This window comes from Parabacteroides sp. APC149_11_2_Y6, from assembly GCF_054506995.1.
Map to the genome: position 1 here is coordinate 1,533,694 of NZ_CP173709.1, position 21,480 is coordinate 1,555,173.

Below are 21,480 nucleotides of genomic sequence, written 5' to 3' on the forward strand. Positions count from 1 at the left end.
TATATCTAATTGTTAAATAATAGACGCTTACTGCAAATATTTCTATTAATTGGGTTTTGCGCAGAGCAACCTATGAAAATAATAGTTTGATATGGGAAGCTAAGATAACCGGATTGGCACTACTTTTGTTATACTGTATATGAGTAGAAAACTTATTGGGAAGAAGTTATGAAAGATATAGAAACAAAAACACTGCCTGTGCTGGAAATGAGCTGTGCAGTGTGTGCAAATAATGTGGAAGAAACGGTGAAGAATCTTCCGGGAGTTGAAGTGGCTACTGTCAATTTTGCCGCCAATACGCTCCGGGTTACTTATAATCCCTCGCAAATATCTCTGGAACAAATGCAGGATGCTGTCCGTGCAGCAGGCTATGATCTGGTGATAGAGACGGAAGACCCTGTAGCTGTACAAGAGGAAATGGCACGTAAACATTATCATATATTGAGAAGGAATACGATAGGCGCCTGGGTACTTGCCGTGCCTTTGGCACTTATAGGTATGGTCTTTATGCATATGCCTTTTGGCAATTGGATCATGATGGTGTTGGCATTGGTTATTATGGTATTTTTCGGACGTTCGTTTTATGTGAACGGTATCCGGCATGCCTTGAAAGGAAAGGCGAATATGGATACATTGGTTGCACTCAGTACCTCTATCGCTTTTGTATTCAGTCTTTTCAATACGCTTTTTCCTGAATTTTGGTATCATAAAGGGTTGGAACCGCATGTTTACTATGAGGCATCCGGGGTTATTATCGCCTTTGTCTTGCTTGGGAAACTGATGGAAGAACGGGCTAAAAACAGTACGTCTTCAGCGATTAAGGGGTTGATGGGGTTGCAACCGAAAACAGCCCGGCTTGTAAAAGATGGGACGGAAGAGGAAGTTCCTATTGCATCACTCCGTATCGGGGATGTGGTAAGTGTCCGCCCGGGAGAGAAAATACCTGTGGACGGTACGTTGCAGCAGGGTAATTCTTCCGTAGATGAAAGCATGCTGAGCGGTGAACCTATCCCCGTGGAAAAGTCGGCAGGCGACCGTGTTCTTGCCGGGACAATCAATCAGAAAGGAGCCTTTACAATGGTTGCTACCGGAGTCGGAAGTATGACGGTTCTTGCCAGGATTGTCCAGATGGTACAGGAGGCACAAGGCAGTAAAGCGCCTGTACAGCGCATCGTTGACAAAATTAGTGGTATATTTGTACCTGTAGTGGTCGCTTTGTCGCTGGTTACTTTTGCCTGCTGGCTGGTAATAGGAGGAGAGTCCTATTTTTCTTATGCTTTGCTGTCTGCCGTATCCGTGCTGGTGATTGCTTGCCCTTGTGCTTTAGGTTTGGCTACTCCCACCGCTTTGATGGTAGGTATGGGCAAAGGTGCCGAGCGCCACATTCTGATAAAGGATGCGTTTGCACTGGAGAATATGTGCAAGATAGACACCGTTGTATTAGACAAAACAGGTACATTGACTGAAGGAGTACCGGAAGTAACCGGCTCATTCTGGGTTTCCGGCGAGAAATCCCAATGGCTGGATATTCTTTATACGGCGGAACAAAAGTCCGAACATCCTTTGGCTTCGGCTATTATCCGCTGGCTTGAAGCAAAAGGAACTTCAACTTGTGAAGCGACAAATTTTGAAAGTATTACCGGGCGTGGCATACGTATTGAAATAGATGGCGAAACGTATTGGGCAGGAAGCAAAGGTTTGCTCGAACTGTCCGGTGCGGAATTATCTGGCATGGCGGCAGAACGGGTACAGGAATGGCAGGATGAGGGGCGTAGTGTTGTTTTCTATGGGAAAGCAAAACAATTATTGGCTGTATTTGCTATTTCCGACCGGATAAAACCGACATCGGCAGAAGCCGTCAAAGAATTGAAAAGGCTGGGCATAGAAGTCCATTTGCTTACCGGCGACGGAATGAAGACTGCCGGACAGGTTGCGGCAACTTTAGGTATAGAGCATTACAAAGCGGAAGTAATGCCTGATGATAAGGAAGCCTATATCCAATCCCTGCAAAACCAGGGAAAGAAAGTAGCGATGGTAGGCGACGGTATAAATGATTCCCAGGCACTGGCACGTGCGGATGTAAGTATCGCGATGGGGAAAGGTACGGATATTGCCATGGATGTGGCTATGGTGACATTAATCACTTCCGATTTGATGTTGCTGCCGGAAGCGGTCCGTCTTTCAAAACAGACAGTACGGTTGATTTACCAGAATTTGTTCTGGGCATTTATATATAATTTGATTGGAATCCCTTTGGCGGCAGGTGTATTGTTCCCGGTAAACGGCCTATTGCTGAATCCGATGCTGGCAAGTGCGGCAATGGCGTTCAGTTCCGTTTCGGTGGTATTAAACAGCTTGCGGTTGAAGTTTATGAAGTGAATAATTAATAAAGTTTGAAATTATGGCAACAATGAAATTTAAAACAAACGCGAAATGCGGCGGCTGTGTGGCTGCTATAGGTCTGAAACTGAATAAACTGATGTCTTCGGACCAATGGTCTTTCGATCTCTCGAATCCGGACAGAGTATTACAGGTCACGGCAGAGATTGCCCCTGAAACGGTTATTGCAGCAGTAAAAGAAGCCGGTTATCAAATAGAGCCGATAGGCTGAACATTGGATGAGAAATCAAAGACAAACTCATGGTGAGGAGGTGGCAAATGTGCTGACTCACGGTGCAGGAATGATATTCGGATTGGTCGCCATCTATCTGTTGATGTTGGCGGCTATCCGTAATGGTAATCCCTGGGCGATAGCCAGTGCTGCCGTGTATGTGGTTTGCATGACTTCCTCGTATGTTACATCTACTTTTTATCATGCTTCCCGGAATGCGCGTCAGAAAAGGATACTTCGCCGTTTCGACCATGCTGCGATTTATCTGCATATAGCCGGAACGTATACTCCTTTTACCTTAGTGGCTTTGCGGCAGGAAGGATATTGGGGATGGACTTTATTTGCCATCGTATGGATAGCTGCCGCCATCGGAGTCTATCTCAGTTTCCGGAAAATGAAAAAGAAAGACCACCTGAAAACAGTTTGTTATTTGGCGATGGGTTGGGTGGTCGTCATTGCATTCAAGCCTCTGGTAGATGTTTTCCAGCAAACGGGAACCATGCATATATTATACTGGTTGATAGCCGGAGGACTTTGTTATACGGTCGGATGCGTTTTCTTTTTCTTTGACAAATATAAATATATGCATCCGCTCTGGCATCTCTTTGTTTTGGGCGGAAGTGTATGCCATTTTATTTCTGTTTATCTGTTGGTGGCGTAAAAGTTTTTTTAACCGATACTTTTGTATGTATACATCGGATGTAAATTACATTTTGTTTGATTGCTATTTACATCCGGTGTAATACTATGGAATAATACCTGTTTGCATATTTATATTCAGCGTTACTGTAACCGGAAAGTTACAGGTACGGTATACTGGACCTTTACGGTTTTCCCTTTTTCTTTGCCGGGAGTCCATTTAGGCATCAGTTTAAGTACGCGCAATGCTTCGGCATCCAATAGGGGGGTAACTCCTGATTCTATTTTGTAATCCGACAGGCTTCCATCCTTATTAACGATAAAGGATACCGTTACTTTTCCCTGTTCCCCTTTTCGTTGTGACTCTTCCGGGTATTTTATAGTTCTGGCAAGATATTGGAATAATGCACTTTGCCCTCCCGGGTATTCAGGCATTATTTCACACGTGCTGTATATTTTGTCATCTTTCGGAGGAAGAGGTGTTTCGCTATCAGAAGCTACAGCTGTTGGCTGCGGTGCGGTTGCTATTTCCTGTACAGAAGCCTGGGGAAATGCTTGTTCTGTCAATACGCGTGCCATGGCATCGATATTATTGATTAATAAGAGCCCGGTTACAAGCGGTATAAATGCCAGGTACTTTACTTTCCCGGCACTATTTGTTCTTTTTTTATTCAACATAGAGATTCTTCGTTTTAATGGTAAGACACTAAAGTTATTATATAATTTTGCTGCAGCCGTGTTCGGGTGTTCCATCCCGATGAGATGGTATTGGTACTCCTTTTTATTATATCCGGCAAGCATGACCTGATGGTCTGCCAGATATTCGTGATTGATACTGATTTCATTTTTTAATAACCAGGCAAACGGATTGAACCAGCAGATAATACATACCAATTCCCCCAGTAGCACATCCAGGGAATGGAATTGGCTGGCATGGGTTCTTTCGTGGACAAGTATTTCTTCCAATGCCGCTTTACTATGCTGGGAGGGAGCAACGAAAATCCATCCGAAGAAGGAGTAAGGCTCATCCGGTTCCGGAAGAAGGCATACTTTTATTCCGTTGATTACCGCTTTTTTGTTTTTCAGCCGGATACTTATCACCGTGGATAGTTCGATAAGACATCTGGTAAACAGGATGATAACCCCTGCTATATAAATGAAACCGATGGTTCCTCCGAGCATGTTTTTCCAGTTCCAGGCTGAAGATGCAACTTCATTTGCCGTAATCACAGTTTCTTTAGGTAATATGGCGGAGTAGTAAGTAACCATTTCCGCAACATTTCCGCGTAGTGATAACCAGGAAGTGATATCCGGAAGCTGATATAAAAAGGCAATCAGGTAAATGGATAACAAAGCTCCTCTTCTGAGCCGGAAGAACGTGTCTTCCCGAAAGAGCAGGCGGTAACAGATATATAAAATAGCTAACGCGATGTTTACTTTGACAAAGTAAAGAATTATAGAAGTTACCATATGATTCGTCTGTTTAAATGATTACTCTTCGTTTTCAATCTGATTCATTAAATCCTGCAAATCATTCTTAGAGAGTTTACGGTCGCGAACGAAAAAAGAAACCATTTCTTTATACGAACCTGTAAAATAGTTATGGACTACATTCGACATGAATGTGCGTTTATAATCCGCTTCTTTAATTCGTGGCGTAAATTGTGTAATTGTTCCGAATTTATTCGGGGTTACATAGTCTTTCTTTTCCAGATTGCGCACTACAGATGCAACACTGGTATAAGGGGGACGGGGTTCCGGCATTTCATTCAGAATATCACGAATAAAACAAGGGCCCAGTTTCCAGATGTACAACATTATTTCTTCTTCCTGTGCAGTTAATCTTTCCATATCTGTTTTTTAATTTACAGTATATTAATCTACTACTTTTTCGCAAAGCTACTAAAATTAAGTAGCAAGCAAAGAGGTTCACGTGTAAATAATGTTAACGGAAATGAAATAGAGGGGATATTACTTCCATCTACTTACTTTTTCCGTAGTATCGGCAAATTGGGCGGATAGAGATTTCATGCGTGCCTTTAAGAGTATTTTGCGTCCTTCCAGGGTACGGGCATTGATTAGCTCGCAGTTGCCTACCCGTTTTCTCCATTGAAAGTATAAATAGGAGGCAAATTCTTTTTTGCATCCGAGGGATTCCGGTACGGCATGGAAATCGTTTTGAGTTGTGTAGAATAAAGATTTGCTTTTTCGTATAATCAGGTAGCGGGGATTGTTTACAGGAGAAACAATTTCGGACAATGCCCCGATAAAGACAGAATTTTCATATCGTGTGCCTCCTTCGAGATTACAGAAAATACTTCCGTCTTTATTAAGCTCAGTAACCACATTAAGTTGGTTCGTATGGATTACTCCGGCTTTTCTTAGGGCAAAGACTAAAGCTTGTCCTATTTTGTTCAGGTCTTTGGTAATATCCCGGTATCGTATATACAGGTAAAAGGCATTCCATGCTTCTCTACCGAAAATGATTATCCCGAAAATCCCGATAACCAATAAATAGAGTTTTACGCCTTCCCAACTGTGCCGGGCAAGTTTCAAAGCATTGAACAGCCCTTCCATAATGGATTCTCCGAAAACGAGGAGACCGGATGTCAATCCGGCAACCAGAGAGGATATCGTGCGGTTCAGATATAATTTCTTTAAGGTTTGTGCCGGTTCATACTGGGTTTCTGCCGACATGTGTATTTCTTCTGTCAGACGTACCCCACGGCTCAGGGCATCATTCCAGATAAAAGACAGTTCGTTTCTTTGCGAAGCATGCATAAAGGATACCTGGTTGATACTTTCCGCATTATTTAAATTGGAAGGAAGCCCGAGACGGTTCAATCCGTTTTCAATGCCTCCGTTTTCAAGATAAGAGACTCCGACAAAGCTACGGAAACGTCGCCTGAGCATATCAATGTCTTCACCTCCCTCGGGCGATGTGGGATCGAGGCTAACCAGATGCCAGATATTGCTTGTTTTATCAGGATTGCCTTTTTCGGTGCGGATCGCTCGCCCGCGCATTTGATTGGACAAAACGAATGAACCGACAAAGCTGGCTAATATTAATGTATTCAGGGTTGGAGCATCCCAACCTTCCCCTAAAAGAGATTTAGTCCCTATCAGCACTTCTATTCCGCCTTGTTGGAATATTTCAGTAACAATTTCCACCACTTGGCTCCTTACACTTTCCGTCAAAGAGATTTGTATATATCCGGTATCATATGGCAGGGGAGAATAAGATAGCTTTTCTATTTCCCGCCGTTCTGCCTGCGATTCGAGCTGTTCGGATACTGCTACAGGAAGAATTACGATACTTCCGGTCAGTATACCTATCTGCATACCGTTTGTGTTGCTTCTCCTTAGTTTTTCAAAAATGGGAATGACACCGAGTTTATTCAGGTGTAATGTATTTTCTTCTGCATTGGAAAGAAATTCCTTGCGTATATAATCGGCAAGGATTACCATGCGAAGGCTTTTCCCTAATTGCAGGTATTCAAAATCGGTAATCTGCTGTATGCTGTTTAGCTTGCCGATACTTGTGCTCAACAGGGAGGAAATTTCTTTATTTTGTAAAAGTGTAATCCGGTTGCCTTCCTTTAACCCGTAATGTACCAGTTGACGTTCCAGCTTCTCCCGGTGTTTCTTGCTGTCGGGAAACAAATCCGGTTCTTTTATCAGATAGAACTCAAGTAATGTTTCCGCCCATTGGAAATCGAAAGGGGGAATATCTGTTTTTTTGTTTCCCAGTATTTCCCAATGGGCGGAAGGAATCTTTTTTCCGATACTGTGAAAGAAAATGAGTAATGATGAGTAATAAGGAACATTACTATAAATCCAGTCCAGATTTTTAAAAGGTTCCTGCCAGATGGAAACCATTTCCAAAGCATGAATAAATTCCGTATCTTGTTTTAATTCCTGAAAGAATTGTTGTGTCTGGTCGCGGAAATTCCGGATAAGAGCATATTCTTCGCCGGAAGGTTGTGAGAAGCAAATACAATCCTGATGCGGGCATAAATCGCCCTCAGCTATAAGTTCCGGAACGGTGATTTCCGAATCGATCGGACCGTTTAGTTCTGTATAACGTTGCCATTCGGTTGGGGAAACATCGTATGGAGGAGTTGCCGTTAGTCCCACAATAGTAGGTTTCAATAGTTCTTTCAACCGGATTAATACATTCCACCACTCGTTTTTCAGGTGATGGGCTTCGTCGGCTATAATGGTTTGGATACCTTCTTTTTGAAGTTTTCCGGATACCTCTTTTATTAGTGTGGTTGAGGAATGTTTGCTTTCCGGGTCATAGCATGCGGCATGTAAGCCCTGATAGGTGGAAACGGTAACAAATGCCGGGTTATGAATATCCGTCGAAATCCATTCCGGGGCTTGTTCTGTTTCCAGAAAAAGCTCGCAGAAGCGACTTATCCACTGGTTGCGGATTGCTAAGGTCGGAGCTACGATCAAGGTGGGTTTATTCAGGCGAAGCATTACTTCAAGTCCCAGAACCGTCTTGCCCGAACCGGGAGGTGCTACTATATGAAGATTGTTGTCATCCAGATAATTTTTTAATTCGGAAAGTATTCGTGCCTGGTAATTACGCCAGGTATATTTAAATTTTATTCCTTCAGGAAAAGTATTCATATAGCAGTTGTTTGACTTGTGAGCTTGTTTTCGTAAAACCTTCCGGCGTTGTTTAACCGGATGATGTACAAAAATAGGAAAATTATCTAATCCGTAGCGGTTCTGCCTAAGGTTCATTTTAGGAATGATAGTTATGGTTTTCCAAAATCATAACTATGAATTGGAAAAATCATAACTATGATTTTTTTTGGCATGTTTTATAGTCCGCGAATGTTTAAGACCCGGAAAGTGTCAAATAAATATACACCACTGTCCAATAATTTGACAGGTATAGAAATTTATGATTTTTGTAAGTTGTTGTTATGTAGTGTTTTAATGTTTTGGCACGTAATTTGAATTTTAATGGGAAAGTGATAGAGAAAAAAATAATTAGTAAAAAACAAATACAGTCATGATTAAAATTGAAGGTTTGAGCAAATATTTCCGGACAGAAGAAGTGGAAACAATAGCATTGAATAATATATCTTTAGAGGTGAAAGACGGTGAGTTCGTTGCTATCATGGGCCCTTCCGGTTGCGGTAAATCTACTTTATTGAATATTTTAGGTTTGTTGGACAATCCGACTTCCGGAAATTACTGTCTGGCGGATAAAGAAGTGGGGCATCTGAAAGAAAAGGAACGTACCCAAGTGCGTAAAGGAAATATCGGTTTCGTATTCCAGAGTTTTAACCTGATAGACGAATTAAATGTATTTGAAAACGTAGAATTGCCGCTTACCTACCTGAAAGTAAAGGCAGCCGAACGTAAACAGATGGTGAATGATATCCTGAAACGAATGAACATCAGCCATCGTGCCCAGCATTTTCCCCAGCAGTTATCCGGTGGTCAGCAGCAGCGTGTGGCGATAGCCCGTGCAGTCGTATCGAATCCGAAAATCATCCTTGCCGATGAGCCTACCGGTAATTTGGACTCAAAGAATGGTGCTGAGGTAATGCAGTTGCTTACCGAATTGAATAAGGAAGGAACCACTATCGTAATGGTAACCCACTCCAAACATGATGCCGGTTTTTCACACCGTGTGATTAATTTATTTGACGGTAGCATCGTTTCATCGGTAAGTGAGTTTATATAATAGTTATAGTTAACATTTTAGCATAGACACATTTCAATGGTATATCCTGCTTGCGAAAGTGGGATATATCTTAGTTTCTAAATAAAAAATAGATAATGATGAATAATCTCTTAAATATAAGATCTTTCTTTAAATTCCTGAACCGGAATAAGGCTTATACGGCAATCGATGTGTTCGGGCTGTCTGTTTCGTTGATGTTCGTTATCCTGATTGCTACCTATGTTGCAGGAGAGTTGTCGACCGACCGCTATCATGAGAATGTCGACCGTATATATGTTTTAGGCAATGGCGAATATACCGGGTCGGCATGGCAGGTAGGTTACCGTTTGGAAGAGCGTTATCCGGAGGTTGAGAAAGTATGTCATGTAATCACCCGTGTTTTTGATGGTACTCCACTTCAAAAAGGAGATGTTAATCTGACAGCCAATCTGATGCTTGCCGATACGACTTTTTTCGACTTTTTTAATTTTCCATTGGTCAAGGGCAGTAAAGAGCAGGCATTGGTGGCAAAAAACGCAGCTGTAATTTCAGAATCGTTTGCCAATCGTTTTTTTGGTAATGAAGACCCGATGGGTAAAACAATCCGGATCAATGATAACTTATCGTTGATCGTCAACGGTGTTATGAGAGATATCCGAAATTCGGTTATCCCTGATGAAGATATTCTGTTCCGGATTGAAAACATCCATGCTTTGACACAGAATGAAGGTATGTTCGGGAATTATAATAGCTATGGGGCTACTAACGTCTTCGTCATGGAACGTAAGGGCGCCGATATTTCATCCCGTTCGAATGATATAAGGGATTGGTTTAAGACTTTTATTCCGATGTTTGAAAGGGGACGGCATAAAGCCGTCGATTTTGTCCCATTGAAAAAGTTATACTTTTGGGAACAGGCCAATCCATACGGAATGTATACCATAGAAAGAGGCAACTGGCAGTTTGTGATGATTTTGTTGTCGGTCGGTTTACTGATTTTGTTGTTTGCCGTCATCAATTATATTAACCTGACTGTGGCACAGACTGGTTTCAGGGCGAAAGAAATGGCAACCCGGCGGTTGTTAGGTTCTTCCCGCAAAGAATTATTTTCACGCCTGATTATCGAATCGACAATGCTTACGGCCGTTTCTTTCCTTGTCGGTCTACTGCTGGCATTTTTCTTTGTTCCTTTCGCAAGCGATCTGCTTGAAAAGAAAATAGACCTGGCCGGGATGATAACCCCGCTGAACGCAATAATCGTAATACTTCTGATAGCCTTGATAGGATTCATATCCGGGTTGTTGCCGGCTATTGTTATCTCGAATGCGAAACCGATAGAAGTAGTACGGGGTACTTTCCGGAAGCAAACGAAAATGGTATTCAGCAAATTCTTTATTGTTTTTCAGAACACGATTACCATTTGTTTGATTGCATCTTCCATTACGATGTTTTTGCAGGTAAAGTATTTGATAAAAGCTCCGTTAGGTTACAACACCGTTCATATTATCGATATAAGCGGCTCGGAATTGCCTGACGAGCAAACCTGTTATACGCTGATAAATGAGTTGAAACAGTTAGCCTGCGTTAATCAGGTAGGAGTAGGGCAGGGTACCCCTTTTAATATGGGAATGAATTATACCGCCCATTACGACAATAAGGAAATTAGTTTCCAGATAATCCGTTGCAATAAAGCGTTTTGCGATATTCTGGGATTTCAGTTTCTGCGCGATAACCATGTTGCAGGCTCCTCTAAATATTATCTGACCGAAGGGGCCATGAAGGCTTTGGAATTGAGAGAGAATGCCACGGAATTTGATTTTTCAAGTTGGGGAACTTATCCCGTAGGAGGTATCCTGAAAGATTTTCAGTTACGCAATATATTGCAGAAGAATAGCCCGGTTGTTGTTATTATGAATGAGAACAGGGATGAACTGGGACAACCCCGCAATATTCTGGTCGAAATAAATGGTGATCCTTATGCTGCCCGTCAGGAAGTGGCTGCTGTTTATAAGAAAATTACCAGAATGGGTTTTACCGGCAAGTTTATGGATGAACAGGTTGAAGAATCGTTTGCCGCCCAGCAGCAGACGTTGAAGATTGTGATGATTTTTGCCGTGATTGCTATTCTGATTTCCTTGTTAGGCTTGCTGGCCATGTCGACCTATTTTATCCAGCAGCGTTCTTCTGAGATAGCCATACGTAAGGTATTCGGTTCGACAAATGCACAGGTACTTATCCGTTTGGTGAAAGCCTTCCTGATTTATGTGGCAATAGCCTTTTTCATTGCCATACCGGTTATCTGGCATTTTATGAGTGGATGGTTGTCGGCTTATTCTTATCGGATTACCCTGTCACCCTGGGTTTATGTGGCTGCCGGATTGTTTTGTTTTATGATTTCATTTATTACGGTGTTCTTCCAGAGTTGGAGAGCTGCAAATACGAATCCGGTGGAAAGTGTAAAGAATAATTAATTTATTTAGGAGAAGAGCATGATGAATAATCTATTTAGTATCCGGTCTTTTTTAAAGTTTCTGAGCAAGAACAAAGCCTATACGGCAATCGATATATTCGGGCTTTCCGTTTCGTTGATGTTCGTTATCCTGATAGCCGTATATACGGTTCAGGAGTTTTCGACAGATAACTTTCAGGAAAACCGGGACAGGATATATGTTTTGGGATATGAAGAGAATGCCGTCTCCGGTGTGCCTGTTGCCTATCGTTTGCAGGAACGCTATCCTGAAATAGAAAAAGTTTGTCCGGTTATATCCAATAATTTCAATAAGTCCATTGTCCGGGTGGATGATAAGAAACTGGATGCAGACCTTTGTTTTGCCGATTCGTCTTTTTTTCAAGTATTTTCTTTCCAGTTGGCGAGTGGCGACCGGGAACAAGCATTGAAAGCCCGTAACAGTGCGGTTATTTCGGAAACTTTTGCACGAAAGTTATTCGGAAGCGGCGACCCTATAGGAAAAAGTATCCGTATTACTGATTCTACTTCCGTAATGGTTACAGCAGTTATGAAGGATTTCCGTAATTCGATTATTCCTTATGCCGATTTGTTACTGAGAATAGAAGGAGCCGGTGAATTTAATCCGAGTCTGGGAATGAATTCTTATAATAATGCCGGGGCGACCACTCCGTTTCTTCTGATGAAAGAAGGAGCGGACTTACGGTCGAAGTCGGAAGATGTGAAAAATTATCTGAAAGAAATTTTCTGGCCTTATAAGATGGATTTATGGAAAGAAGTAACCCTTACACCCATGAAAGAGTTATACTTTTCAAATATAAGCAATAATGGTAATTCGGGAGACAGGCGTTTCGTTATCGTTTTAATGTCGGTAGGTATTTTGATACTTATTTTTGCCGTTTTCAATTATATCAACCTGACAGTGGCCCAAGCCGGACAACGTGCGAAAGAAATGGCGACCCGCCGTTTGTTGGGTTCTTCCCGCATAGAGTTGTTTATGCGGCTGATGATGGAATCTACATTGCTGACTGTAATTTCTTTCGTATTGGGATTTTTGCTGGCTGTGGCAGTTCTACCTTATGCGAATGATTTGCTGCAGACCCGTCTCATTTTGGCAGACCTTTATAAACCGGAGTGGATGATATCCGGTGCGGTTCTGATATTGCTGATAGGTGCACTTTCCGGTCTGTTGCCCGCGATACTGATATCATCATCCAAACCGATAGATGTTGTACGCGGTACTTTCCGCCGGCAGACCAAAATGGTATTCAGCAAATGCTTTATTACCTTTCAAAATATCATTACGATAGGAATGGTTGCCGCATCTATTGTGATGGTGTTGCAAATTAATCATTTGATACATGCGCCATTGGGGTATAATACTTCTAATTTGCTTGAAACATCCAATAGTTTCCTCACTTCGAATGAACGGGAGGCGGCACTCGATGAAGTCCGGAAATTACCTTTTGTGAAACGCATAGGCCTGACGAAAGGCATGCCTTTCAGCGGTAGCAATAATATGACCGGAACTTATGAAGATAAGACACTTAGTTTTCAGCAGTTCATTATGGATAGCACGACTTTTAATATGCTTGGATTCAAGATATTGAGAGAGAATCATCTGACAAATACCGGTTGGTATCTGTCGGAAACAGCAATGAAGGAAATGGAATTGCCGGAAGATGCTCCGTCTTTTAAGTGGGGAGACCAGCCGACTCCTATTGCCGGTATTATTCGTAATTTCCAGCCACGGGGAAATATCACAAACCAGGACCAGCCGATTATGCTTCGGATAGATAAAACGGAAGATGTAAAATATCCCTGGTCTATAGTTATCGAGATTACAGGTAATCCGTTTACTGCTTACGATGAAATCCGCTCTATTTACGAACGGGTCTCCGGGGTAGGCTTTGAGGCTACATATATGGATCAGCAGATACAGGATTCTTTCGAAGCGCAACGGCGATTAGCAACGATTGTAATTGTTTTTGCCTGTATTGCCATACTGATTTCCCTCCTTGGGCTTTTGGCTATGTCTACTTACTTTATTCACCAGCGCGCACAGGAAATAGCAATCCGTAAAGTAATGGGAGCGGATAATGCCGGTATTCTGCGTAAATTGATATTTACCTTCCTGAATTATGTCGGGATTGCCTTTATCATTGCAACTCCTGTTATATGGTATCTGATGAATATATGGTTGTCCGACTATTCATACAGGATTAACCTTAATCCGCTGATTTTTGTTGTTTCGGGTTTATTCTGCCTGATTAGCTCGTTGGCAGCTGTTTTTGTACAAAGTTGGAGAGCCGCAAATACGAATCCGGTGGAAAACGTAAAAGATAGCTAAACCGCCGAGTGTCAAATAAATATACACCACTGTCTAATTATTTGACAGTGATATGTATTTGTGATGATTGTAAGACGTTGTATTTTAATAAATTAGTATTTTGGCACACAATTTGAATTTGTAATAAAGAGTTATAAAAAAGAATATTTAATAAATAAAAAATACAGTCATGATTAAGATTGAAGGTTTAAGTAAGTTTTTCCGTACGGAAGAGGTGGAAACAATCGCGTTGAATAATGTTTCTTTGGAAGTGAAAGATGGCGAGTTTGTCGCTATCATGGGCCCTTCCGGTTGCGGTAAGTCTACCTTATTGAACATTTTAGGATTATTGGATAATCCGACTTCCGGTGATTATTATCTGGCAGACAAAGAGGTGGGCCATCTGAAAGAAAAAGAACGTACCCAAGTACGTAAAGGAAATATCGGCTTTGTATTCCAGAGCTTCAACCTGATAGACGAACTGAATGTATTTGAAAACGTGGAATTGCCGCTTACTTATTTGAAGGTGAAAGCAGCCGAACGCAAACAGATGGTGAATGATATATTGAAACGAATGAACATCAGCCATCGTGCCCAGCATTTTCCGCAGCAGCTATCCGGCGGTCAGCAGCAGCGTGTGGCGATAGCCCGTGCAGTCGTATCGAATCCGAAGATAATCCTTGCCGATGAGCCTACGGGTAATTTGGACTCCAAGAATGGTGCCGAAGTAATGCAGTTACTCACCGAACTGAATAAGGAGGGAACCACTATCGTAATGGTGACTCACTCCAAACATGACGCCAGTTTCGCACACCGCGTTATCAATCTGTTCGACGGTAGTGTTGTGTCGTCGGTGAGTGAGTTTATTTAATAGCAAGTTTTGAATTTTTAGTATACAATTGTGTTTTGATATATCTTGCTTGTGAAAGTAGGGTATATATTAAAAAAGAATATACAAATGAACAATTTATTAAATATCAGATCATTTTTCAAGTTCCTGAAAAAGAATAAAGCATATACGGCGATCGATATATTCGGACTGTCTGTTTCTTTGATGTTCGTAATATTGATATCCGTGTATACTGTGCAGGAATTATCTGTGGATAATTTTCAGACAGACAGGGATCGTATTTGCATTGTAGCCCACAGTGAGGGTACTGCAGTGGCAATACCGATTGCTTATCGTTTGCAGGAACGTTATCCGGAGATAGAAAAAGTGTGCCCTGTCGTTCTGAATAATATATCGGACCTGCAGGTTTATTATGGTGATAAGAAACTGAAAGCGGAAGCCTGTTGTGCCGATTCCACTTTTTTCAATTTCTTTTCATTCAAATTACTGGCAGGGAATAAGGTCGAAGTATTGAAAGATCGGTATAGTGCGGTACTCTCCGAAACATTTGCTAAAAAGATGTTCGGCATAGAAGACCCGGTAGGCAAAAGTATACGCATTAGCGATTCTACTTCGGTTATCGTGACAGGGGTTATGGCTGATATCCGTAAATCGATCATTCCTTATAAAGACATGGTAATCCGTTTGGAGCGCGCCCAGGAGTTTAATGGGAGTTTGTCGATGACCAATTATGGAAATGCCGGCTCTACAACCGCTTTTTTAATGATGCATGAAGGAGCGGATTTACGTACGAAGACAAAGGATATTTACGATTATTTCAAGACTTTCTTCTGGCCGTACCAGATTGATGTATGGAAGGATGTGGAAATCGTGCCGATGAAGGATCTTTATTTCTCTTCGTATGATTATTCTTCCCTTAAACAGGGGGATAAGCGTTTTGTGCTTGTTTTGATGTCGGTAGGTATTTTGATTCTGATATTTGCCGTATTCAATTATATTAACCTGACAGTGGCCCAAGCCGGACAACGTGCTAAAGAGATGGCGACCCGCCGTTTGTTAGGTTCTTCCCGCAAGGAGTTGTTTATGCGGCTGATCATGGAGTCGACATTGATGACTTTGTTTTCCTTTATCCTCGGCTTATTATTTGCAATTGCCGCATTGCCTACTGCCAATAACTTGTTGGATACGCGTATCGACCTGTTGGATATTTGTACTCCGGCTTGGATTATTGCCATTATCGTACTATTGTTATTGATCGGATTCCTTTCGGGGTTATTGCCGGCTTTGTTGATTTCTGCATCCAAGCCCATCGATGTGGTGCGCGGCACTTTCCGCCGCCAGACTAAAATGATATTCAGTAAAGGGTTTATAACCTTCCAGAATACGATTACTATTGCTACACTTGTTGCCGCTTTGGTGATGGGGATGCAAATCAACCATATGATTAAAGCTCCTTTGGGATATAATACGGATAATATTTTGGTGTCTTACAATGTGTTCAGGTCAGACAATGAAAGAAGCCTGGCTACCGACCGGTTACGGCAGTTGCCTTGTGTCAAGTCCGTTGGTTTTTCGGAAGGAACTCCTTTCAACGGAGGGAATAATCTGACGGGTGTATACGAAGGCAAATCGCTTAGTTTCCAACAATTGGTACTGGATAGTGCCACTTTTAAAATGTTCGGTTTTGAAATTAAGAAGGATAACCATGTAGCGTCCGCCTCCGAAACGTGGAGTTGGTACCTGACGGAAAAAGCGTTTAAAGCCATGGAACTTTCAGAAGATGCCCAGACTTTTGATTTAAAAGGTGATAATCCGGTTCCTATTCTTGGCGTGATTAAAGATTTCCATTTACGGGATATAACTTCGGAAACTCCTCCGGTAATGCTTCGTTTTAAAGATTTCAGCAAACCGAATAGCTGGCCGTGGAATATATTGGTGGAAGTTCAGGGTGATCCGTATACTGCTTATAAAGAAGTAAGTAAAGTTTTTGAAGATGTGTCAAAGATTGATTTTGAAGGTGAATATCTGGACCAGCAGATACAGGAAACATTCGAAGCACAGATTCGATTGGTTAAGATTGTTACGATTTTTGCCTGTATAGCGATTTTGATATCTTTGTTGGGATTACTTGCCATTTCTACTTATTTTATCCAGCAACGTTCGCAAGAGGTAGCTATCCGCAAAGTGTTTGGTTCTGACAACCGTGCTATACTTATCCGTTTGGTACGTACATTCCTGAATTACGTGGGTATCGCATTTTTGATAGCAACGCCGGTAAGCTGGTATTTTATGGAACAGTGGCTGTCTGATTATTCCTACCGGATAAGCCTGAATCCGTTTATGTTTATAGCCGCCGGATTATTCTGTCTTTTAGTATCTTTCGTATCTGTATTTTTCCAAAGTTGGCGGGCTGCAAATGCAAATCCGGTGAATAGTGTAAAAAGTAATTGATATTTTTGTTTGGAAATGGATAAGGTGTTGCAAAAAGTCGTTTGCATTTAGCAGAATCGACTTTTGCAACACTTTTTATTTTCAATTAAATCCGTACCTTTGTCTCCTTAAAAGAAACAACAACATATAATTAAGGTATGAGCGATATCAAAACAAACGAAGAAGAAGGCAAAAAAAGCCTGAATTTTATCGAAGCAATGGTTGAGAATGATTTGGCTAAAGGTAAAAACGGAGGACGTATCCAGACTCGTTTCCCGCCGGAGCCAAACGGATATCTGCACATAGGACATGCCAAGGCTATTTGCATGGATTTTGGAATTGCCGAACAGTATAAAGGTATTTGTAACCTTCGTTTCGATGATACCAATCCTGTAAAAGAAGATATGGAATATGTGGATTCCATCAAGGAAGATATCGAATGGCTCGGTTATCACTGGAACAATATATATTATGCATCCGACTATTTCCAGCAACTCTGGGATTTCGCTATCCGTCTGATTGAAGAAGGAAAGGCTTATATAGACGAACAATCGTCCGAACTGATAGCCCAGCAGAAAGGTACGCCTACACAGCCGGGTACGAACAGTCCTTACCGCGACCGTCCGATAGAAGAAAGCCTTGCTTTGTTCAAAAAAATGAACAGTGGTGAAGTGGAAGAGGGGCAAATGGTTCTTCGTGCCAAGATTGATATGGCGAATCCGAATATGCATTTCCGCGACCCGATTATCTACCGGGTGATTAAAACTCCCCACCATCGTACGGGAGATACATGGAAAGCCTATCCGATGTATGACTTTGCGCATGGACAGAGCGATTTCTTTGAAGGGGTAACCCATTCTCTCTGTACTTTGGAATTTGTGGTGCATCGCCCGTTATACGATTTGTTTATCGATTGGCTGAAGGAAGGCAAAGATCTGGATGATAACCGTCCGCGTCAGACCGAGTTCAACAAATTGAACCTAAGCTATACACTGATGAGCAAACGCAATCTGCTGACTTTGGTAAAAGAAAACCTGGTGGAAGGCTGGGACGACCCTCGTATGCCGACTCTCTGTGGATTCCGCCGTCGTGGTTATTCACCCGAATCTATCCATAAGTTTATTGATAAGATTGGTTATACAACCTATGATGCCCTGAATGATATCGCATTATTGGAAAGTGCCGTACGTGATGATTTGAACGGACGCGCAACCCGTGTATCGGCAGTGCTCGATCCGGTGAAACTTGTCATTACCAATTATCCGGAAGGGCAGGTGGAAGAAATGGAAGCCGTCAATAATCCGGAAGATACGGCAGCAGGCACTCATATCATAGAGTTCAGCCGTGAATTGTGGATTGAACGGGATGACTTTATGGAAGATGCTCCAAGCAAATATTTCCGTATGACGCCGGGTAAGGAAGTTCGTCTGAAAAATGCGTATATCGTAAAATGTACCGGTTGTAAGAAAGACGAAAACGGTAATGTTGTTGAAGTATATTGCGAATACGATCCGAATACCAAGAGCGGTATGCCGGATAGCAACCGTAAAGTAAAAGGTACGCTTCACTGGTTGAGTTGCGCTCATTGTTTGCCGGCTGAAGTGCGTTTATATGACCGCCTTTGGAAAGTAGAAAATCCGCGGGATGAATTGGCTGCCATCCGTGAAGCCAAGAACTGTTCGCCATTGGAAGCAATGAAAGAAATTATCAATCCGGATTCATTGAATATATTGACCGGTTGTTATGTGGAAAAATATTTGGCAGATGCCAAACCGCTCGATTATTTACAGTTCCAGCGTATTGGCTATTTTAATGTCGACAAGGATTCAACTCCTGATAAATTGGTATTTAACCGTACGGTATCGTTGAAAGATACCTGGAGCAAGATCAAGTCGTCGAATTGATCAAAATCAGTAAATTATTGAAATGAAGAAAGAAGAGATTTCTCGTCTGTTGCAACGTTATCTGTCCGGACGCGAAAGTGGGCATGATGCCTATTTTGATGCCGATGAAATTGATATACTGTTGGATAGTTTTGAAGAATCTGACGATTTTACTTATTATGATGGAGTCCTGGCACTTGGGCTTAGGCTCCATCCCGGCAATCCGGACCTGCAAATAAGGCAGTGTAAATCATATGTATATAATGAGGATTATGAGAGTGCGCTTACTTTAATCGACTCCATTGCAGAGAAAGGTAATCAGGAATTGGACATGCTTCGCCTTGAATGCTATGTTATGCAGAATACCTACGATAAGGTTGTGGAGTATACGGAGCAATTGATAGCGGCAGATTGCGAGTATCTGGAAGTCATATTTGAATATACCGCTCCTATTTTAGGGGATATGGAAATGACAAAAGAAGCTCGCGATTATATTAACCGGGGCTTGATGCTTTTCCCGGATAATCTGATCCTGAAAGATGAACTTTGTTATAATCTGGAAGTGGAAGGCGACTTCGAGCATGCAATCCGCATATGCAACGAACTGATTGATAAGAATCCTTATTCGTATGACTATTGGTTTACATTAGGTCGTTTGTATTCCATGACTGCCGATTATGAAAAAGCGATTGAGGCTTTTGACTTCGCACTTACCTGCGACGATTCGGATGACGAGTTGAAGACACTGAAAGCGTATTGCCTGTATATGAATGAAAATTATGAAAAGGCAATCGAATTATATAATGAAATTGTAGTAGACGAGGATTCCCGGCTGCGTGCCGCTCCTTTGTTGGCGGAATGTTATATAAAGCTGGATGAGTTTGAAAAAGCGTATGGTATCCTGAAAGAACTGATTGATAAACGCGGAGATAAAGAAGATGCCAGCACGTACCTGAGTTTTATCCGTTGTTGTGCCGAAACAGACCGGGAGGAAGAAGGTTCCCGGATGCTTGAAGAAGCCTACAAACTGTTTCCCGATAATGTCCGTATACTTTCATTGATGGCTATATCCAGCCTGGACGAAAATGGAGAGAGCCGTGCCGAAGAACTGACCAACCGTCTGTTCGATGCGATAGATAAGGCGGAGGATACTCAGTCTGAAGATCTGGATGGGCTTATGCAGGCTGGGAAATATCTCTATATGCAGGGAGATGCGGAACGGGCTTTGAAATGTTACAACAAAATATTGAAAACCAATCCGGGTATGCCGTACCTGCATTTGAATATGGCAATGGCCTATCTGATGAAAGGCGATATGAAGCATTTTGGAGAGCATTATCGGAAAACGACTCCTGAAGAAATAATGCAATATTTAAAAGAAGCGGGTGCGGATGTGGATATGTTAAAAAGAGATATGCTGGGTAAACAGATACCGCCGGAAGAGCTTGCGTCGGAATTTCTTAAAAACAAAGATAACAAGAATTAAAAATGAACAGAAGTCTGAAAGAGTATGGTCTTTTGGTATTAAAGGGTATGGGCATGGGAGCCGCCGATGTCGTACCGGGTGTATCAGGAGGAACAATTGCCTTTATTGTAGGTATCTATGAAGAATTAATCGATTCAATCAAAAGTATTAATGCCGCCAGCCTGAAGATGCTTTTTACCGGAAAGATTGCCGCTTTCTGGAAAGCGATTAATGCAAATTTCCTGTTTTCTATCGTTGGAGGAATTGCAATCAGTATTTTTTCGTTGGCGAAACTGATTACTTGGTTGCTGACTGACCATCCGGTGCTGGTATGGTCTTTTTTCTTTGGCTTGGTGCTTGCTTCTACCTGGTTTGTTTCGAAAGATATTAAGAAGTGGGATTGGAAAACTATTTTAAGTTTTATAATAGGGGCTGTTGTCGCTTTTTATATAACGGTGGCAACTCCTGCCGAGACTCCATCGAACTTGTTTTTTATATTCCTCTGCGGAGCGATAGCCATATGTGCTATGATTCTGCCGGGGATTTCAGGTAGCTTTATTCTGGTATTGTTGGGCAAGTATTTTTATATCATGGAGGCAGTAAAGACCTTTAATATAAAGATAATCTTGGTATTCATTTGTGGAGCGGCAATCGGTATAACCAGCTTTTCGCGGGTATTATCATTCGCATTACGCCGTTTCCATGATATAACGATTGCCGTACTGGCCGGTTTTATGCTGGGTTCACTGAATAAGGTATGGCCCTGGAAAACCGTAGTGGAAACGTATTTTGATAGCCACGGTGTAGAGAAACCTCTGATTGAAGTAAACAGTATGCCGGACCATCTGGTTGGCGAAGCTGTCGGTTTGATGGTACTGGGTTTTGCTATCGTATATTTCCTTGAAAAACTGTCTGCCAAGACAACTAAATAAGACCGTTTTCAAAACATAGGTGTTTTGATTTTAAAACATATATGCTTTGAATGCAAAACACCTATGTTTTGAAAACAGGATAAAGAAGGGCTGTAAAGAAAATAGACACCCTTGTCAAATAATTGGACACTGATTATCTGGAATAGTTTTACTACTATTCTAATAATCAGTGTCTTTTTTTATTT

14 protein-coding genes are annotated in these 21,480 nt (G+C 41.8%); 11 read left to right on the forward strand and 3 right to left on the reverse strand.

All coding sequences use genetic code 11. From position 1 onward, the window contains the following. Positions 1-168: 168 nt before the first annotated feature. The 3 genes from ACGE0T_RS06210 to trhA are packed head-to-tail and all read left to right on the forward strand — an operon-like array spanning position 169 to position 3,272. The gene (locus tag ACGE0T_RS06210) at positions 169-2,379 is read left to right on the forward strand and encodes a heavy metal translocating P-type ATPase (protein ID WP_459189664.1); all 2,211 of its coding nucleotides are present in this window, start codon (positions 169-171) and stop codon (positions 2,377-2,379) included. A gap of 22 nt (positions 2,380-2,401) precedes the next feature. Beyond that, a complete protein-coding gene (locus tag ACGE0T_RS06215; protein WP_459189665.1) occupies positions 2,402-2,611 on the forward strand; it encodes a heavy-metal-associated domain-containing protein in 210 nt (69 codons plus the stop codon). A 7-nt stretch (positions 2,612-2,618) separates the two neighbouring features. Further along, positions 2,619-3,272, forward strand: coding sequence for a PAQR family membrane homeostasis protein TrhA (gene trhA / locus ACGE0T_RS06220; protein ID WP_459189666.1), 654 nt, complete (start codon positions 2,619-2,621; stop codon positions 3,270-3,272). Between the two features lie 122 nt (positions 3,273-3,394). Here trhA and ACGE0T_RS06225 read toward each other — a convergent pair whose 3' ends face one another. The 3 genes from ACGE0T_RS06225 to ACGE0T_RS06235 all read right to left on the reverse strand — a co-directional run bounded on the left by ACGE0T_RS06225 (position 3,395) and on the right by ACGE0T_RS06235 (position 8,005). Beyond that, positions 3,395-4,720 (reverse strand): M56 family metallopeptidase, encoded by a 1,326-nt coding sequence (locus ACGE0T_RS06225; RefSeq protein ID WP_459189667.1) that lies wholly within the window; start codon positions 4,718-4,720, stop codon positions 3,395-3,397. A 21-nt stretch (positions 4,721-4,741) separates the two neighbouring features. Next, positions 4,742-5,101, reverse strand: a complete 360-nt coding sequence (locus ACGE0T_RS06230; RefSeq protein ID WP_459189668.1) for a BlaI/MecI/CopY family transcriptional regulator — start codon at positions 5,099-5,101, stop codon at positions 4,742-4,744. Positions 5,102-5,221: 120 nt separating this feature from the next. Further along, positions 5,222-8,005: a DEAD/DEAH box helicase family protein gene (locus tag ACGE0T_RS06235; protein ID WP_459189669.1), complete on the reverse strand. Its 2,784-nt coding sequence runs from the start codon at positions 8,003-8,005 to the stop codon at positions 5,222-5,224. A gap of 274 nt (positions 8,006-8,279) precedes the next feature. Between ACGE0T_RS06235 and ACGE0T_RS06240 the strand changes: the two genes are divergently transcribed. From ACGE0T_RS06240 to ACGE0T_RS06275, 8 genes are all read left to right on the forward strand, one after another. Continuing rightward, positions 8,280-8,960: an ABC transporter ATP-binding protein gene (locus ACGE0T_RS06240; protein WP_459189670.1), complete on the forward strand. Its 681-nt coding sequence runs from the start codon at positions 8,280-8,282 to the stop codon at positions 8,958-8,960. A 95-nt stretch (positions 8,961-9,055) separates the two neighbouring features. Beyond that, positions 9,056-11,410, forward strand: a complete 2,355-nt coding sequence (locus ACGE0T_RS06245; RefSeq protein ID WP_459189671.1) for an ABC transporter permease — start codon at positions 9,056-9,058, stop codon at positions 11,408-11,410. 21 nt (positions 11,411-11,431) lie between these two features. Continuing rightward, a complete protein-coding gene (locus ACGE0T_RS06250) occupies positions 11,432-13,756 on the forward strand; it encodes an ABC transporter permease (RefSeq protein WP_459190427.1) in 2,325 nt (774 codons plus the stop codon). Between the two features lie 169 nt (positions 13,757-13,925). Next, entirely contained in the window at positions 13,926-14,606 is a 681-nt protein-coding gene (locus ACGE0T_RS06255) for an ABC transporter ATP-binding protein (protein ID WP_459189672.1), read from the forward strand. A gap of 87 nt (positions 14,607-14,693) precedes the next feature. Then, entirely contained in the window at positions 14,694-17,036 is a 2,343-nt protein-coding gene (locus ACGE0T_RS06260) for an ABC transporter permease (protein ID WP_459189673.1), read from the forward strand. A gap of 137 nt (positions 17,037-17,173) precedes the next feature. Further along, positions 17,174-18,919, forward strand: a complete 1,746-nt coding sequence (locus tag ACGE0T_RS06265) for a glutamine--tRNA ligase/YqeY domain fusion protein (RefSeq protein WP_459189674.1) — start codon at positions 17,174-17,176, stop codon at positions 18,917-18,919. Positions 18,920-18,941: 22 nt separating this feature from the next. After that, positions 18,942-20,384 carry a tetratricopeptide repeat protein gene (locus tag ACGE0T_RS06270; protein WP_459189675.1) on the forward strand — a complete coding sequence of 481 codons (1,443 nt, stop codon included), beginning with the start codon at positions 18,942-18,944 and terminating at the stop codon, positions 20,382-20,384. Positions 20,385-20,386: 2 nt separating this feature from the next. Beyond that, entirely contained in the window at positions 20,387-21,295 is a 909-nt protein-coding gene (locus ACGE0T_RS06275) for a DUF368 domain-containing protein (RefSeq protein WP_459189676.1), read from the forward strand. The last annotated feature ends 185 nt before the right edge of the window (positions 21,296-21,480 follow it).

What these genes read in the sequence shown, in the direction of transcription:
- ACGE0T_RS06210 (WP_459189664.1), top strand. Translation starts at nt 169, where the DNA reads ATGAAAGATATAGAAACAAAAACACTGCCTGTGCTGGAAATGAGCTGT.
- ACGE0T_RS06215 (WP_459189665.1), top strand. Translation starts at nt 2,402, where the DNA reads ATGGCAACAATGAAATTTAAAACAAACGCGAAATGCGGCGGCTGTGTG.
- trhA (WP_459189666.1), top strand. Translation starts at nt 2,619, where the DNA reads ATGAGAAATCAAAGACAAACTCATGGTGAGGAGGTGGCAAATGTGCTG.
- ACGE0T_RS06225 (WP_459189667.1), bottom strand. Translation starts at nt 4,720, where the DNA reads ATGGTAACTTCTATAATTCTTTACTTTGTCAAAGTAAACATCGCGTTA.
- ACGE0T_RS06230 (WP_459189668.1), bottom strand. Translation starts at nt 5,101, where the DNA reads ATGGAAAGATTAACTGCACAGGAAGAAGAAATAATGTTGTACATCTGG.
- ACGE0T_RS06235 (WP_459189669.1), bottom strand. Translation starts at nt 8,005, where the DNA reads ATGAACCTTAGGCAGAACCGCTACGGATTAGATAATTTTCCTATTTTT.
- ACGE0T_RS06240 (WP_459189670.1), top strand. Translation starts at nt 8,280, where the DNA reads ATGATTAAAATTGAAGGTTTGAGCAAATATTTCCGGACAGAAGAAGTG.
- ACGE0T_RS06245 (WP_459189671.1), top strand. Translation starts at nt 9,056, where the DNA reads ATGATGAATAATCTCTTAAATATAAGATCTTTCTTTAAATTCCTGAAC.
- ACGE0T_RS06250 (WP_459190427.1), top strand. Translation starts at nt 11,432, where the DNA reads ATGAATAATCTATTTAGTATCCGGTCTTTTTTAAAGTTTCTGAGCAAG.
- ACGE0T_RS06255 (WP_459189672.1), top strand. Translation starts at nt 13,926, where the DNA reads ATGATTAAGATTGAAGGTTTAAGTAAGTTTTTCCGTACGGAAGAGGTG.
- ACGE0T_RS06260 (WP_459189673.1), top strand. Translation starts at nt 14,694, where the DNA reads ATGAACAATTTATTAAATATCAGATCATTTTTCAAGTTCCTGAAAAAG.
- ACGE0T_RS06265 (WP_459189674.1), top strand. Translation starts at nt 17,174, where the DNA reads ATGAGCGATATCAAAACAAACGAAGAAGAAGGCAAAAAAAGCCTGAAT.
- ACGE0T_RS06270 (WP_459189675.1), top strand. Translation starts at nt 18,942, where the DNA reads ATGAAGAAAGAAGAGATTTCTCGTCTGTTGCAACGTTATCTGTCCGGA.
- ACGE0T_RS06275 (WP_459189676.1), top strand. Translation starts at nt 20,387, where the DNA reads ATGAACAGAAGTCTGAAAGAGTATGGTCTTTTGGTATTAAAGGGTATG.